At 71.6% G+C, this 16,051-nt stretch carries 12 protein-coding genes; 6 read left to right on the top strand and 6 right to left on the bottom strand.

Annotated elements, in window-relative coordinates:
• Positions 1 to 92 precede the first annotated feature (92 nt).
• The 4 genes from ACIRU3_RS11330 to ACIRU3_RS11315 all read left to right on the top strand — a co-directional run bounded on the left by ACIRU3_RS11330 (position 93) and on the right by ACIRU3_RS11315 (position 3,302).
• Positions 93 to 569 carry an SseB family protein gene (locus ACIRU3_RS11330; protein ID WP_404054717.1) on the top strand — a complete coding sequence of 159 codons (477 nt, stop codon included), beginning with the start codon at positions 93 to 95 and terminating at the stop codon, positions 567 to 569.
• A 108-nt stretch (positions 570 to 677) separates the two neighbouring features.
• Positions 678 to 1,649, top strand: coding sequence for a pirin family protein (locus ACIRU3_RS11325; protein ID WP_404054714.1), 972 nt, complete (start codon positions 678 to 680; stop codon positions 1,647 to 1,649).
• A 220-nt stretch (positions 1,650 to 1,869) separates the two neighbouring features.
• On the top strand, positions 1,870 to 2,094 hold the full coding sequence (locus ACIRU3_RS11320) for a hypothetical protein (RefSeq protein WP_404054711.1): 225 nt from the start codon (positions 1,870 to 1,872) through the stop codon (positions 2,092 to 2,094).
• 155 nt (positions 2,095 to 2,249) lie between these two features.
• Complete coding sequence (locus tag ACIRU3_RS11315) at positions 2,250 to 3,302, top strand: AI-2E family transporter (RefSeq protein WP_404054709.1); 1,053 nt, start codon at positions 2,250 to 2,252, stop codon at positions 3,300 to 3,302.
• Here ACIRU3_RS11315 and ACIRU3_RS11310 read toward each other — a convergent pair.
• Positions 3,266 to 5,416: a SpoIIE family protein phosphatase gene (locus ACIRU3_RS11310; RefSeq protein ID WP_404054706.1), complete on the bottom strand. Its 2,151-nt coding sequence runs from the start codon at positions 5,414 to 5,416 to the stop codon at positions 3,266 to 3,268. The genes ACIRU3_RS11315 and ACIRU3_RS11310 overlap by 37 nt on opposite strands.
• A gap of 238 nt (positions 5,417 to 5,654) precedes the next feature.
• On the opposite strand from ACIRU3_RS11310, the gene aspS reads away from it, so the two are divergent.
• Both aspS and ACIRU3_RS11300 read left to right on the top strand, forming a co-directional pair.
• Complete coding sequence (gene aspS / locus ACIRU3_RS11305) at positions 5,655 to 7,418, top strand: aspartate--tRNA ligase (protein ID WP_404054703.1); 1,764 nt, start codon at positions 5,655 to 5,657, stop codon at positions 7,416 to 7,418.
• Between the two features lie 122 nt (positions 7,419 to 7,540).
• Entirely contained in the window at positions 7,541 to 8,422 is an 882-nt protein-coding gene (locus tag ACIRU3_RS11300; protein ID WP_404054700.1) for an intradiol ring-cleavage dioxygenase, read from the top strand.
• 2 nt (positions 8,423 to 8,424) lie between these two features.
• Here ACIRU3_RS11300 and ACIRU3_RS11295 read toward each other — a convergent pair whose 3' ends face one another.
• The 5 genes from ACIRU3_RS11295 to ACIRU3_RS11275 form a co-directional block, all read right to left on the bottom strand.
• Positions 8,425 to 9,153: a nucleotidyl transferase AbiEii/AbiGii toxin family protein gene (locus ACIRU3_RS11295; RefSeq protein WP_404054697.1), complete on the bottom strand. Its 729-nt coding sequence runs from the start codon at positions 9,151 to 9,153 to the stop codon at positions 8,425 to 8,427.
• A gap of 172 nt (positions 9,154 to 9,325) precedes the next feature.
• Entirely contained in the window at positions 9,326 to 11,041 is a 1,716-nt protein-coding gene (metG, locus tag ACIRU3_RS11290; protein ID WP_404054694.1) for a methionine--tRNA ligase, read from the bottom strand.
• A 145-nt stretch (positions 11,042 to 11,186) separates the two neighbouring features.
• Positions 11,187 to 13,010: a VWA domain-containing protein gene (locus ACIRU3_RS11285; protein ID WP_404054692.1), complete on the bottom strand. Its 1,824-nt coding sequence runs from the start codon at positions 13,008 to 13,010 to the stop codon at positions 11,187 to 11,189.
• 100 nt (positions 13,011 to 13,110) lie between these two features.
• On the bottom strand, positions 13,111 to 15,051 hold the full coding sequence (locus tag ACIRU3_RS11280; RefSeq protein WP_404054689.1) for an FUSC family protein: 1,941 nt from the start codon (positions 15,049 to 15,051) through the stop codon (positions 13,111 to 13,113).
• A gap of 38 nt (positions 15,052 to 15,089) precedes the next feature.
• On the bottom strand, positions 15,090 to 16,046 hold the full coding sequence (locus ACIRU3_RS11275; RefSeq protein WP_404054686.1) for an endonuclease/exonuclease/phosphatase family protein: 957 nt from the start codon (positions 16,044 to 16,046) through the stop codon (positions 15,090 to 15,092).
• Positions 16,047 to 16,051: the final 5 nt, after the last annotated feature.

The raw sequence follows: 16,051 nt of genomic DNA, 5'->3' as shown, positions 1-16,051 counted from the left end.
TCACGTACCAACAAGTAGCTAAGATGATGCTACCCGTCGGTAATAAGAAGCAACCCCGAACCGGTCATCTGTGACTCAGTACGCTTTGGGGCATGTACGGCTACGACCAGAACCTGGGCGCCCAGCAGGGCTACGCGCCGCCACCCCAGCAGCAGATGCCGGGCGGTGCCGGCGGCTACGGCCAGCAGCCGCCCCTGTACCCCGAGCCGTCGCCGCCCTCGGTCGCGGACGCGGTGCGGGCCTTCACCACCGGGCAGATGTCCGCGGAGGACTTCCAGCAGGTCTTCGCCACGTCGAAGGTCTACTGTCCGCGCGGCGACACCCCCGGCTTCCTCGCCCTGCACAACACCCAGCAGCCGGTGATCCCGATGTTCACCTCGCTCAAGGAGTTGCGCCGGTACGCGGGCAAGGAGTCCAAGTACTTCGTGATCACGGGTGCCGAGGTGATCGACCTGCTGCCGACCGGCTACGGCTTCGTGCTGGACATGGAGGGCGAGCACCGGATGGTCTTCGACGCCAAGGCGGTCGAGCAGATGGTGGACTTCGCGATGCGCAGAATGTACGGCTAGGCCACGCCGCTGTGGAAGCCCGGAGGGAATGCCCTCCGGGCTTCCTGTGTTGTGGGGTGGCAGGAAGTTCAATGCTCAACTAAACTGGGCGCACAAGGAGGTACCGACATGCCTGCAGTGACCGTCGAGAACCCGCTGACGCTGCCCCGCGTGGCCGCTCCCGCCGATGCGGTGGCACGTCCCGTGCTCACCGTCACGACCGCACCGAGCGGTTTCGAGGGCGAGGGTTTCCCGGTCCGCCGGGCGTTCGCCGGGATCAACTACCGCCACCTCGACCCGTTCATCATGATGGACCAGATGGGCGAGGTGGAGTACGCGCCGGGCGAGCCCAAGGGCACCCCCTGGCATCCGCACCGCGGCTTCGAGACCGTCACCTACATCATCGACGGGATCTTCGACCACCAGGACTCCAACGGCGGTGGCGGCACCATCACCAACGGCGACACCCAGTGGATGACCGCGGGCTCGGGTCTGCTGCACATCGAGGCCCCGCCGGAGTCCCTCGTCATGTCCGGCGGCCTCTTCCACGGCCTGCAGCTGTGGGTGAACCTCCCCGCCAGGGACAAGATGATGGCCCCGCGCTACCAGGACATCCGCGGCGGCAACGTCCAGCTGCTGACGACTCCCGACGGCGGCGCGCTGCTCCGTGTGATCGCGGGCGAACTGGACGGCCACCAGGGCCCCGGCATCACCCACACCCCCATCGCCATGATCCACGCGACCCTCGCTCCGGGCGCCGAGATCACCCTGCCCTGGCGCGAGGACTTCAACGGCCTGGCGTACGTCCTGGCGGGCCGCGGCAGCGTGGGTACGGAACGCCGGCCCATCCACCTCGGCCAGACCGCGGTCTTCGGCGCCGGGTCCTCGCTGACCGTCCGCGCCGACGAGAGGCAGGACTCGCACACCCCGGACCTGGAGGTCGTCCTCCTCGGCGGCCGGCCGATCCGTGAGCCCATGGCCCACTACGGCCCGTTCGTCATGAACACCAAGGAAGAGCTGATGCAGGCCTTCGAGGACTTCCAGAAGGGCCGCCTGGGGACGATCCCGGCGGTGCACGGGATGACCGAGGGCGGGCTGTAGGCCCCATCGGCCGGCTGCGAGAAAGCCCCGTCCGGGTGCCGGACGGGGCTTTCCGTGCGCGAGGCGCAAGGCGGCGCGCCGCCACGGATGGAGTAGGTCCGGAAGGCGTCGGGCCAGACGGCCCCATAGCGTCGCAACTGCGCGACTTGTCCCACAGCGCGCACGAGTGGTCGCTCTCGGTAGCGGACACCTCGCAACCAGACCAGTTCAGGAGTCACATATGAGCAGCATCCGCAGGTTCATGGCGTGCACCGCGGCAAGCGCCCTCCTCACCGTCGGCGGGGTCGCGCTGGCCGCCCCCGCCCAGGCACAGACAGACGTCGCCCGGCAGAGCGCGACCGTGGTCCTCGCCGGCACCGACGACGGCAGCGGCACCGCGCCCCAGTGCGGGCTGCTCGGCCTCGGTTGCATCCTCAGCGGTCTCCTCGGCGGCCTCCTCGGCTGAGGACGCCCCGACAGCGTCCGACCGGCCACCGCGCGCACCACGAGCGGCCGCCCCGTGAAGGGGCGGCCGCTCGTGCCGTGCGCGGGGCGCCCCGTACGTCACCCGGGCGGCCCGCCCGACAGGACGGTTCGCAGGCCCTGTGGTCGCCTGGAGGCGTGCCGCTGCTGCCCGACCCCGTCCGCCGTGTCGCCGCCTGGTGTGTCGTTCTGCTGCTCGTCGCCGGGGTCGGGTGGGTCGGGGTACGGCTGTGCGCGGAGTTCCGGACGGCTGTCGTTCCGGTGCTCCTCGCGCTGCTCGGGACGGCGCTGCTGGGGCCGTTGCACCGGCGGATGGTGGCGGCGGGGATGCACAGGTCGCTCGCCGCCGGGCTGACGTGTGTGGCCGTCGTGGCCGTCGTCGGCGGCGCCGTGTACATCGTCGTCGCCGCCCTCATCGACACCGGCGACCAGATCATCGCCTCGCTCCGGGCCGCCGCCAGGTCCGTCGCGCAGCACTTCGGAGCCGCGGGCACCGGACTCGACGACCTCGCCGCCAACGCGCGCACACTGCTCGGCAGATTCGGCGGGACCGCGGCCTCCAACGTCATCAGCGGGGTCAGCGTGGTCGGCGAGAGCATCGCGATGGCCGTCCTCGCGCTGCTGCTCGTCTTCTTCTTCCTGCGTGACTCCCACCGGGCGGTCGAGACCCTGCGGACCGTCGCGCCCGGGAACACCGCCGACACCCTGGAGGCCATGGCGCGCCGCGCCTACGAGGCCGTGGAGGGGTTCATGCGCGGTACGACCCTCATCGCCCTCATCGACGCGACCTGCATCGGCATCGGCCTGCTGATCCTCCGGGTGCCCGGCGCGGTCGGCCTGGCCGCACTCGTCTTCATCACCGCCTACATCCCCTACCTGGGCGCCTTCCTCTCCGGCTCGGTGGCCGTGCTGGTCGCGCTCGCCGACCGCGGTTTCGTCATCGCGCTGTGGGCGCTCGGGGTCGTCATCGGGGTGCAGGTGCTGGAGGGGCATGTGCTCCAGCCGGTCATCCAGAGCCGCACCGTGCAGATGCATCCGGCGGCGGTGATGCTGGCGATCACCGCCGGGGCGTCCGTCGCGGGCATCCTCGGCATGCTGCTCTCGGTACCGTTGATCGCGGCCGCCTTCGGAGTCGTCCAGGAACTCCGCGTGCGCTACGGCACCGCGGCACCCGAGCCGTCGGACTCGTAGAGCTCGAACCAGATGCTCTTGCCCTCGCCCCGCGGATCCACCCCCCACGCGTGCGCGAGCAGCTCGGTCAGGACCAGGCCGCGGCCGGAGGAGGCCAGTTCCCCGGGCCGGCGCTTGTGCGGGAGGTCGTCGCCGGTGTCCGTGACCTCCACCCGCAGCCGCCGCCCGCCCGGCTCCCCGGTGGCCTCGGCGAGCAGCAGCGCGTCGGCGTCGGTGTGTACGAGCACGTTGGTGACCAGTTCGGAGAGCAGCAGCACCGCGGAGTCCACCTGCTCCCCGGACGCCCAGTCGTGCAGCAGCTCGCGCAGGTGCCGGCGGGCCTCGGCGATCCGCTCGGGCTCGTCCTGCGCCACCGACAGCAGTGTGCGCCGCACCGTCGGCCGTACGAGCACCGTGTCGCCGCTGTCCGTCGCCGCCCGGCACAGCAGCAGCACCGCGATGTCGTCCTCGCGGCGGTCGGCCAGCGGTCCGGTCGTGTGGTGCGAGGACGGCCCGTGCACGCCCTGGACCAGCGCGTCGGCCAGCGACTCCAGGTTCCCCTGGTGGGCCTCCAGGATCGTGCGGATGCGCCGCCAGCCGCTCTCCATGTCGTGTCCGCCGGTCTCGATCAGACCGTCGGTGCAGAGCATCATGGTCTCGCCGGGCTCCAGCGTGAACCGGGTCGTCGGATAGTCGGCGTCCGGGTCGATGCCCAGCGGCAGCCCGCCCGCGGTCGGCCGTGTCATCACCGTCCCGTCGGCCATCCGGATCGCCGGGTCCGGGTGCCCGGCACGGGCGATCTCCAGCACCCCGGTCGCCGGGTCGGCCTCCACGTACAGGCAGGTCGCGAAGCGCGGGTCGGCCGTCCGCTCGTCGTGGGTGATGCCGTGCAGGAAGCGGGAGACGCGGGTGAGTACGGCGTCCGGCCGGTGGCCCTCGCAGGCGTAGGCGCGCAGCGCGATGCGGAGCTGGCCCATGAGGCCCGCCGCACGGACGTCGTGCCCCTGGACGTCCCCCATGACCAGCGCGAACCGTCCCGGGCCGCACTGCGGCCGGGAGGCGCCCCCGGGCAGCGGGATCATGTCGTACCAGTCCCCGCCGACCTGGAGTCCGCCGCCGGTCGGGATGTAGCGGGCGGCCACCCCCATGCCCGGGATCTTCGGGCCCAGCGTGGGCAGCATGGAGCGTTGCAGGCCCTCGGTCAGCTCCCGCTCCGACTCGGCGGCGCCGGCGCGGGTCAGGGCCTGGGCGAGCATCCGGGCCACCGTCGCCAGCACGGCGCGCTCGTCCGGGGTGAACGCCACCGGGTAGGTGAAGGCCGCCATCCAGGCGCCCATGGTGCGCCCTGCCACCGTCAGCGGCAGGAACGCCCACGAACGGCGGCCGAAGGGCCGGGCGAGCGGCCAGGTGAGGGGGTAGCGGGACTGGTAGTCGGCCGGGGAGGACATGTACACGGCCCGGCCGCTGCGGACGACCTCGGCCGCCGGATAGGAGGTGGCCAGCGGCATGTTCGAGAAGGGGTTCATGGCGGCGGGTTCGTGCCCGTGCTGGCCGATGATCGTCAGCCGGTCGCCCTCGGCCCCGAACACCACGAGCCCGTCCGGGGAGAACCCCGGCATCGACAGGCCGCCCGCCACCCGCAGCACCTCCGCCGTGGACCGCGCCTCCGCCAGCGCCCGGCCCGCGTCCAGCAGGAACGCCTCGCGGGAGCGCCGCCAGTCGCCGGTGACCGCGCTGCGGGCCGCCGGGGTGCCCGGGGTCGGCTCGGTGACCTCCTGGAGGGTGCCGATCAGCTCGTACCCCTGCCGGACCGGGTCGTAGGACGGCTTCGAGCGGCTGCGTACGACCCGTACGACCCGCCCCTGCTCGTCCATGATCCGGATGCGCACCTCGGCCGGCGTGCCCTCGGCGACCGCCAGCTGCACCACCCCGGTGATCTCGTTCCAGTCGACCGGATGAAAGCGGGCCCGGGTCTGGGCCTGGGTGAGGGTGGTCGGCTCCGCGGGCAGCCCGAGCAGCCGCGCGGCCTCCGCGTCCACGGTGACCAGCCCGGCGGCCGTGTCCCAGTGCCACAGCCCGGTTGCGAGGGCGGCGAGTACGTCACCCACGGGCGGCAAGGACTCGCCTGTGCGCATTGCCCCACTTTATGAAGATCGTACTTATAGGTGCCACTGTAAGAACCTCTGATGGGCGACAGGTGCCTTTGGAGGTGTCGCCGAAGGCACGGAACCGGTGCCGTGCCGGCGGGTGAAATGATGGAGAGCCGATCTTGGCGTCCCCGGTACCCTTGATGGGTCCGGGCCCCGTGTCCGGCTCCTGCCGGGGCGGCAGTCCCGGCACTCATCACCCCACCACGAAGGACGATGAACGACGATGCATCGGTACAGGTCCCACACCTGCGGCCAGCTCCGCTCCTCTGACGTCGGCACCGACGTCCGGCTGAGTGGCTGGCTGCACAATCGGCGCGACCTGGGCGGCATCCTCTTCATCGATCTGCGCGACCACTACGGCATCACGCAGCTGGTCGCCCGTCCCGGCACGCCCGCCTACGAGGCCCTGGACACGATCTCCAAGGAGTCCACGGTCCGCGTCGACGGCCGGGTTGTTTCACGTGGAACCGAGAACGTGAACCCCGACCTGCCCACCGGCGAGATCGAGGTCGAGGTCGCCGAGGTCGAGCTGCTCGGCGCGGCCGCCCCGCTGCCCTTCACGATCAACGCGGAGGACGGGGTCAACGAGGAGCGGCGCCTGGAGTACCGCTTCCTGGACCTGCGCCGCGAGCGCATGCACCGCAACATCCTGCTGCGCACGGCCGTGATCTCCGCGATCCGTCACAAGATGGCGGCGATGGGCTTCAACGAGATGGCGACGCCGATCCTGTCCGCCACCTCCCCCGAGGGCGCCCGCGACTACGTGGTCCCCTCCCGTGTGCACCCGGGCAAGTTCTACGCGCTGCCGCAGGCCCCGCAGCAGTTCAAGCAGCTGCTGATGATCTCCGGCTTCGACCGCTACTTCCAGATCGCGCCCTGCTTCCGCGACGAGGACGCCCGCGCGGACCGCTCGCCGGGCGAGTTCTACCAGCTCGACGTGGAGATGTCCTTCGTCGAGCAGGAGGACGTCTTCCAGCCGATCGAGAAGCTGATGACCGAACTCTTCGAGGAGTTCGGCGGCGGCCGTCATGTCACCTCCCCCTTCCCGCGGATCCCGTTCCGCGAGGCGATGGCGAAGTACGGCTCCGACAAGCCGGACCTGCGCGCCAAGCTGGAGCTGGTGGACATCACCGATGTCTTCGAGGGCTCGGAGTTCAAGGCGTTCGCGGGCAAGCACGTACGTGCGCTGCCGGTGCCGGACGTCTCCGCGCAGCCCCGCAAGTTCTTCGACCAGCTCGGTGAGTACGCCGTCGAGCAGGGCGCCAAGGGCCTGGCCTGGGTGCGCGTGGCCGAGGACGGCTCGCTCTCCGGCCCGATCGCGAAGTTCCTGACCGAGGCGAACGTCGCCGAGCTGACCAAGCGTCTCTCCCTGGCCCCCGGCCACGCCGTCTTCTTCGGCGCGGGCGAGTACGACGAGGTCTCGAAGATCATGGGCGCCGTCCGGGTGGAGGCCGCCAAGCGCGCCGGCCACTTCGAGGAGGGCGTCTTCCGCTTCTGCTGGATCGTCGACTTCCCGATGTACGAGAAGGACGAGGAGACCGGCGGGATCGACTTCTCCCACAACCCCTTCTCGATGCCGCAGGGCGGCCTGGAGGCCCTGGAGACCCAGGACCCGCTGGACATCCTCGGCTGGCAGTACGACATCGTCTGCAACGGCGTCGAGCTGTCCTCCGGCGCGATCCGGAACCACGAGCCGGACATCATGCTCAAGGCCTTCGAGATCGCGGGCTACGACCGTGAGACCGTCGAGGAGAAGTTCGCGGGCATGCTCCGCGCCTTCCGCTTCGGCGCCCCGCCGCACGGCGGCATCGCCCCCGGCGTGGACCGCATCGTCATGCTCCTCGCGGACGAGCCCAACATCCGCGAGACGATCTCCTTCCCGCTCAACGGCAACGCCCAGGACCTGATGATGGGCGCTCCGACGGAGCTGGACGAGTCCCGCCTGCGGGAGTTGCACCTGTCCGTCCGGAAGCCGCAGCCGAAGTAAGGCCACAGTCCGGCAGGAAGGGCTCGAAACCGGCACCGGTTTCGAGCCCTTCCGCTTGCGCACCCCGATTCACAGCTCTTTCCGATGTTCCGGCGGGGCTTCCCGCTTCTACGGTTCCGGCCATGACGGATACTCAGGAACCGCAGGACATGGGCAAGGTGACGCGCCGCACGGTGCTGGCGGCCGGTGGCGTGGCCGTGACGGCGGTGGGGATCGGCGGCGCCCTGGCCCAGGGCGCCTTCGCGCAGGACGAGTCCACGGGGGACGCGTGCTACACGCTGACCTCGGAACTGGTCGAGGGCCCGTACTACATCGACGCCGACAAGATCCGCCGGAACGTCACCGAGGACGAGGAGGGCATCCCCCTCGCACTCACCCTCAAGGTGATCGACGCGGAGACCTGCAAGCCGCTGCGGGACGCGGCGGTCGACATCTGGCACTGCAACGCCCTGGGCGTGTACTCCGGGTACGAGGAGATGGGCAGCGGCGGCGGCGGAGGCCCGGCCCCCTCGGGCACCCCGACGGAGACCCCCACGGGCACCCCGACCGGCGCGCCGCCCTCCGGCGGACCCGGTGGCGGCGGCGGACACCAGGAGCCGACCGACGACAAGCGCTATCTGCGCGGCATCTGGCGAACGGACAAGCGCGGGTACGTCACCTTCCGGACGGTCTTCCCCGGCTGGTACCAGGGCCGCTGCGTGCACATGCACATCAAGGTGCACGTGGGCGGGACCTGGACCGACGCCGGTTACGAGGGCGGCCGCACCTGCCACACCGGCCAGCTGTTCTTCGCGGAGAAGGCGGTGCTGCTGACCGAGGACGTGGCGCCGTACTCCACCAACACCACGACCCGCACCACGCTCGACGAGGACACGATCTACCCGGACAACGGCCACGAGGGCGGCCTGCTGTACCTCACGTACGACAGGAAGCACATCGCCAGGGGGGTCCGTGCCCGCCTGACGCTGGGCGTGGCTCCGGAGGAGACCCACGACGGCAGCTGACGTCAGTCGCCGCCCTGCTCGCCCTGTGTGCCGTTCTCCGTGCCGTTCTCCGTGCCGTTCTCCGTGTCGGGCGACGCGCCGTCCTCCAGCAGCCGCTCGGCGATGTCGTCGGACCACTGCTGGGCCCAGGCGCGCAGGGCGGTGACCTGCGGTTCGGTCAGGCCGTACCGGATGAAGTCCGTGTCCGCGTACCAGTCCGTGCCGGTCAGGCGGGACTGGAGGGCGGGCAGGTCGAAGACGTCGTGGGCGTGGCGGCGGCCCAGTTCCTCCAGGTCGGGGAGGGAGAAGCGGGTCGCCGCCGCCTGGGCATCGATCAGGTCGACGGCCGCGCCCCGGTCGTACAGGGCGCGGATCTTCGTACCGACCGCGTCCTCCAGGGAGAGGGCGGGGCCGTACTCGGTGAGCTGCGGCGGCTGCCAGAAGGCCTCCTTGTGCAGCGCGAGCGCGCACGGCTCACCGGTGGGCGGGTCCATGACGGTCAGCTGCGCGGTGAGCGCGGTGCCGGCTCCGGCCCGTACCTGCCGGCCCCGCGCCTCCAGCGCCGCACCGACGGCGCCCGCGATCCGGTCCATGGTCTCGGGACTCTCGGTGGCGAAGTCGAGGTCGGCATGCGGCCGCCGCAGCAGCCCGTGCGCCTGCAGCGCGTAGCCACCGGCGAGCACGAGAACGTACGGGCTGCCTACGGAGACGACGTCCGCGAGGAGTCGCTGATGGGGTTCGGGAATGTCCACGGGAAGATCTTTTCTGGCTTCCTGTCACACGCGCGCGACGACGCGTGCCGGAAGGAGTGTTCGCGGCAATCGGGCCCGGCGCGCGGCAGCCTTCCCGGGAGCGGCGGCCCCTGTCCGGCCGGCTTCTGCGAAGGCGGGAAGCCGGCCGGTTGTCACTGCCTCGGCGGCGGCGTCACGCCTCCTGGCCGCCGAAACGCTCCTTGTAGGTCTCCAGGTCCTCGTCCGTCAGCTTGGCGAACAGGACCGGCGGCACGGTGAAGGGGGTGCCCGCGGGGACCGCGGCGAGGGACTTCGCCTCGGCCGGGGCGACCCAGGTCGCGGTGTCGTCCTTCAGGGAGAAGGCCTGGCGCATGGCGGCCGACGTCGCCGGGATGAACGGCTCGGAGACCACCGAGTAGAGGTGGATGAGGTTCATCGCCGTGCGCAGCGTGAGGGCGGCGCCGTCCTTGTCGGTCTTGATCTCCAGCCAGGGGGCCTTCTCCTCCAGGTAGGAGTTGCCGGCCGACCACAGGGCGCGCAGGGCGGCGGCCGCCTTGCGGAACTGGAGGGTCTCCAGGTGCGACTCGTACTCGGCGAGGAGCGAGGCGATCTCCTCGCCGAGGCGGGCCTCCGCCTCGCCCGGCTCGCCGCCCGCGGGCACGTCGTCGCCGAAGCGCTTGCGGGAGAAGGACAGGACGCGGTTGACGAAGTTGCCGAGGGTGTCGGCGAGGTCCTTGTTCACCGTGGCCGTGAAGTGCTCCCAGGTGAAGGACGAGTCGTCCGACTCCGGGGCGTTGGCGATCAGGAAGTAGCGCCAGTAGTCGGCGGGGAGGATCTCCAGCGCCTGGTCGGTGAAGACACCCCGCTTCTGCGAGGTGGAGAACTTTCCGCCGTAGTACGTCAGCCAGTTGAAGGCCTTGACGTAGTCGACCTTCTTCCAGGGCTCGCGCACGCCCAACTCGGTGGCCGGGAACATCACCGTGTGGAACGGGACGTTGTCCTTGGCCATGAACTGCGTGTAGCGGACGTCGGTGTCGACGTCGTACCACCAGGACTTCCAGTCGCGGTTCTCCGGGTCCTGGTCGGACCACTCCTTGGTCGCGCCGAGGTACTCGATCGGGGCGTCGAACCAGACGTAGAAGACCTTGCCCTCGGCCGCCAGCTCCGGCCAGGTGTCGGCCGGGACCGGGACGCCCCAGTCCAGGTCACGGGTGATCGCACGGTCGTGCAGGCCCTCGGTCAGCCACTTGTGGGCGATGGAGGAGGCCAGCTGCGGCCAGTCCTTGTCGTGGCGGGCGACCCATTCGCGGACCTCGTTCTCCAGCTTCGACTGGAGGAGGAAGAGGTGCTTCGTCTCGCGGACCTCCAGGTCCGTGGAGCCCGAGATCGCCGAGCGCGGGTCGATCAGGTCCGTGGGGTCGAGGACCCGGGTGCAGTTCTCGCACTGGTCGCCGCGGGCCTTGTCGTAGCCGCAGTGCGGGCAGGTGCCCTCCACGTACCGGTCCGGGAGGAAGCGGCCGTCGGCGGGCGAGTAGACCTGGCGGATCGCGCGCTCTTCGATGAAGCCGTTCTCGTTCAGCTTGCGGGCGAAGTGCTGGGTGATCTCGCGGTTCTCGGGCGAGGAGCTCCGGCCGAAGTAGTCGAAGGCCAGCGCGAAGCCGTCGTAGACCGCCTTCTGGGCGCCGTGCGCCTGGGCGCAGAACTCGGCGACCGGGAGGCTCTGCTCCTGGGCGGCCAGCTCGGCGGGGGTGCCGTGCTCGTCCGTCGCGCAGATGTACAGGACGTCGTGGCCACGCTGGCGGAGGTACCGGGAGTACACGTCCGCCGGGAGCATGGACCCCACCATGTTGCCCAGGTGCTTGATCCCGTTGATGTACGGAAGGGCGCTGGTGATGAGGTGTCGAGCCATCGCGGGCTGCTCCCAGGTCGCTACGTGTACGAACCTTGAAATCGTAGCCGACGTGTGTATGCCGCCCGCTTCCCGTTTTACGGGGTGAGAAGCGGGCGGCACGGGTGTTTCGGAGAGTTACGGGGGGTTACAGGGCTTACGGGGCTTACGGGCGCCAGTTCGCCAGTACGCCCTCGTACAGCTCCGTGTCCGTCAGCTCGCGCGGGGCCGGGCCGGCGTGGAAGAAGGACGTGTTCTCGGTCTTCAGTTTGCGGAGGTAGTCGAAGGCCTTGTTGTCCTGCTCGCCGAAGGCGACGAAGGAGAAGAAGACGCCGGGGTGGCTCTTCGCGGCTTCGGTGAGGGACTGGGTGGCGGGGGTCTTCGCGTCGGGGGCGCCGTCCGTCTGGAAGATCACCAGGGCGGGGGTGGCGGGGTCCGCGTTCTTCTCGTGGTGGGTGAGTACGGCTTCCACGGCGGCGTGGTAGCTGGTACGGCCCATGCGGCCGAGGCCGGCGTGGACGTCGTCGATCTTGGTCTCGTGGTCCGGGGCGAGGGTGAGGTCGGTGGTGCCGTCGACCTCCGTGGAGAAGAAGACGACGTGGACCGTGGCCTCGGGGTCGAGGTGGGCGGCGAGGGCGAGGGTCTGGTCGGCGAGGGCCTGGGCGGAGCCGTCCTTGTAATACGGGCGCATGCTCGCGGAGCGGTCTAGCACGAGGTAGAGCTTCGCTCGGGTGCCGGTGAGGTCGGTCTTCTTGAGGGTGGTGGTGGCTGCCTTGTAGGCGGTGGTGAGGGAGGGGGTGTGGGACTTCACGCGGGTGAGGGGGGTGGCGGGGGTGTGCCTGGCCGGTGCCTCGGCGGATTCGTTCCCACCCGCACCACCCGTGCTGCTTTCGTCGTCGGCTGCGGGTGGCCCCTGTGGGGCGTCCTCGCCGTCGGCGGCCTGCGGCTCGTCCTGCGTCTCGACAGCCGCGGCCTCCGGCTCGACGACCGGCTCCGCCGCTGCTTCTGCGGCTGCCTCCGCTGCCGGTTCCGGCTCCGGCTCGGGTTCCGGCTCGGGGTCCGGCTGAACCTCGGCCACGGGCTCGGGCTGGACCTCGGCCTCGGCCACAGGCTCCGGCTCGGTCACCGGCTCCGCCTGGGTCTCGGCCACCGGCTCGGGCGCCGGCTCAGGCTGGGCCTCGGCTGCCGCCTCGGGCTTCTCCGCCGGCGCAGGGACCGCCACAGCCTCGGGCTGGGCCTCGACCACCGGCTCCGACTGAGTCTCGGCCTCGGGCTCGGCCGCCGGCTCAGGCTGGACCTCAGCTGCCGGCTCGGGCTTCTCCGCCGGCGCAGCCACCGACACAGCCTCGGGCTGGACCTCGGCTGCGGGCTCCGGCTCGGGCTGGACCTCGGCCTCGGCTGAGGGCTCCGCCTGGGTCTCGGCCACGGGCTCCGGCTCGGTCACCGGCTCAGCCTTGACCTCGGCCAGCCGCTCGGCCACCGGCTCAGCCTCGGCTGCCGGCTCCAGCTCGGGCTCCAGCTCAATCTTCACCACCGGCTCCGGCTCCGGCTCGGTCACCGGCTCCGCCTGGACTTCGGCCACGGGCTCCGCCTTGACCTCGGCCACCGGCTCGGCTGCCGGCTGGGCCTGCGTCTCGGCCGAGGGCTCCGCCACCGGCTCAGCCTCGGCCTTCGCCACCGGCTCCTGCTCGGCCTCGGTCGCCGGGGTCCGCTCTGCCGGCTGGTCCGGATCGCGTTCCGTTCCCTGCCTCGGGACCGTCACGTTGTCGAAGGCTGCCGAGACCAGATCGTGTTCGTCGGGTGACGAGGTGCGGGGCTCGGGGACCTGGGCGGTCTGGGACGGCCCGGGAGTGGGAGCCGGGGCGGGGGATTCGGCCGGAACCGTGGGGGCGGAGGACCCGGAAGGGTTGCGGTCTGCACCCTCTGCCTCGGCCGTTCGTCCCTTGCGTGAGCGGCCGAATGCGTTCCGCAGGAGAGTGAGAATGCCCATGTGCGCAACCCTTCGCGTGAGTTGGTACCGTCAATCCCTGGCCAGGACGGACACGTAAGGTTAGCGGCCCAGGATTGCGTTTCTGTCGGTGGTTGAGCCGTCAGTGGGGCGTTGCGATCGCTCGCGCCGCGGCCACCTCCTGGCGCAGAGATTCCAGCACGCTCCCCGACGGGCCCGTCAGGTGGGTGCGGACAGCGGTGAGGGTCTCCGCCCGGCGTACGCCCTGAGACAGTTCCCGCAGTTGCAGCGCCACCTGCCGGACCTCGGCGGCCGACGGGGGCCGGGCGCCGTGGCGGACGCGGACCCGGGCCGCCGTCGTCGCGTCGACGATGCGTTCCACGGCGACGACCAGCGGCCACCAGGCGGCGGCGCGGCTGCCGGTGGGCGGGGGTTCGGTCAGTGCCCGCTGGAACTCCGTGCGGATGGCCGAGAGATCGCGGTAGAGGCGGCGGCGCATGCGGGCGCGGCCTGCGGTGTCGGTGCCGGGGCCGAAGGCCGTTTCCAGGTATGTCGCCGTGTCCGCCACCGCGTCCGCCAGGCGGTCGCCGACCCGGGTGTGCCAGCTCTCCGGCCACAGGAGGTACCCGGCGACGAGGGCGATCGCGCAGCCCATGAGGGAGTCCAGGAGGCGGGGGAGCAGCAGTGCCGTGCCCTGGTGGTTGAGGATGTCCGAGAGGAGGAGGATCACCGGGGTGATCGCCGCCGTCTGGTAGCCGTAGCCCCGGGGGGTCAGTGCCGGGATCAGGGGGGCGAGCAACAGCATCACGGGGACGTCCCACCAGCCGCGTGGCACTTCCGCCAGTACCGCCGCCGCGATCACCAGGCCGGCCACCGTGCCCAGGGCGCGCAGCAGGGCCCGGGAGAACACCGAGCCGAAGTCGGGCTTGAGGACGAAGGTGATGGTCAGGGCCACCCAGTAGGAGCGGGGGACCGGGACCAGGGAGACGAGGGCCTGGGCGATGCCGATGCACACGGCGAGGCGCAGGCCGTAGCGCCAGGAGTGGGCGGACAGGACGACGTTGCGGGCCGCGCGGGCGGTGCGGATGCCGAGGGCGGCCGGGCGGCCGAGGCGGTCGTCGATGCCGCGTGGGTCGGCGTCGGGGGAGGTGACGACCTCGGCGGCGTGGCGCAGGGCGTGGTCGACGACCCGGGCGGTCTCGGTGGTGGGGGCGGGGAGGTGTGCCGGGCCCACGGGGATCGAGTGGCGGCTCTCGACGGCCCGGGCCAGGTGGCGGACCGCCTCGGGGACCTCCGGCGGCAGCGGCCGGCCGGCGAGGTGGACGGCGGGTGCCGCCTCGACCACCGGGATGAGTGCGTTCAACTGGGCCAGGAGACGCGTGAGTTCGCGGCTGCGGCCCTGGTGGCGGGCGCGGTTGGCGAGGATGAGGTCGTAGGACCGGTTCAGGGACTTGGTGACGTCGAAGCGGACGGTGACATAGCGGTCGGAGTCGCCGCAGGCGGCCAGGAGGTCGGCCACCGTGCGGTACACGGCCGCGACCGACGCGCGCTCGGGCACTCCGGCCCGCAGCGGCCAGGCGAGCAGTGCCAGGGCGAGGACGAACAGGCCGCCGCCGGTCATCAGGGCCGGGGCGGCCCACCAGGGCCCGGGGAGCGGAAGTCCCGCGCCGATCACGGCGTTCAGGAGCAGCAGCAGTCCGGACACGGAGGCCACCGCGCCGATCGTCGAGATCATCCCGGACACCAGGGCGACGCCGGTGACGGTGGCGACCGCGACCCATCCCCGCCCGTACACCTGCGCGCCCAGGATGACGCCGACGGCGCCGACGAGCTGCGGGACGGCGATGGTGATGACGCGCATGCGGTAGGCGTCGGCGGTGTCGCCGATGACGCCGTTGAGCGCGCCCATGGAGGCGAGCGCGCCGTACGCGGGCTGCCCGGCGGCCAGTCCGATCGCCAGGGGTGCGGACATGGCGACGGCCGCCCGGGCCGCCGCGGCCCGGTTGACGGGTGCCCGGTGGGGCCGGAGGTTCCGCACCAGCCAGTCGGGAGGGGTGAGGCCGATGGGGAACTCGCGGGACATGCGCCCATTATGACCGTTTCGCTCCGGGGCGTCCCGGGTCATCTGCGCTGGTGGAGCGTGATGTCGACGACGAGCGCGCGGTGGTCGGTGCCGGTCAGGCGCAGGAACCGGGCACCGGCCACGGAGAAGTCCGGGGAGAGCAGCACGTGGTCGATCTGGGCGCCGATGACGGAGGCGGTCCGCGAGGGCCAGCTGGGGGTGCGGTCGTGGCCGGCGAGGCGGGCGGCGTCGGTGAGGCCGGCGTCGAGGATGCGGCGGAAGGCCGCGTGGTCCTGGGAGGCGTTGAAGTCGCCGGCGAGGATGGTGGGGGCGCGGGTGTCGGCGGCGGCGAAGGCGCGGAGCCGGCCCAGTTCCCTTTTCCACAGGCCGACCTGACCGGGGAGCGGGGGCATGGGGTGGGCGAGCTGGACCCGCACGGCGTGGCCGCGCACGTCGGCGACGGCGCCGGGCATGCCCATGACGCCGGGGACGCCGGCCGTTGCCTTCAGCGGGAAGCGGCTCAGCACGAGGGAGCCGTGGGAGCCGCCGGCGGCCACGGCCCGCCGGTGGGGGTAGGTGCCGGCGAAGTCCCGTTCCAGCGTGGCCCGGCAGGTGTACTCGCACTCCTCGACGAAGACGAGGTCCGGGTGGCTGCGGCGGATCCGCGGGACCAGGGCGGGGGTGCCGCGTCCGAACTCGACGTTGGAGGTCAGCACGCGCAGGGAGGCGAGCGGCTGTCCGCCGGGTTCGCTCGTCTTCCCGTACGGCTCCATGTACCAGGCCAGCAGGCCGAGTACGGCGACGCCCCACACCAGCCCCGGCCACCAGCGGGCGAGCAGCGCGCACAGCAGGCCGAGGCCCGTCGGCACGAGCAGCCAGGGCAGGAAGGCGAGCAGCTGCGGCACGGGCGTGATGCCGTCGGTGCCGGCCACCCGGCAGCCGACGACCACGCTCACCCCGGCGAGCAGCAGTCCGGCCGACCAGGGACCGGGTCCGCGTCCAGGGCCATGCGTCACGTCCC

The sequence above is a fragment of the Streptomyces sp. NPDC101151 genome (assembly GCF_044768335.1).
Taxonomy (GTDB): Bacteria; Actinomycetota; Actinomycetes; order Streptomycetales; family Streptomycetaceae; genus Streptomyces.
The sequence above is the reverse complement of the archived record's forward strand: the minus strand, read 5'-3'. Positions and strand labels throughout refer to the sequence as shown.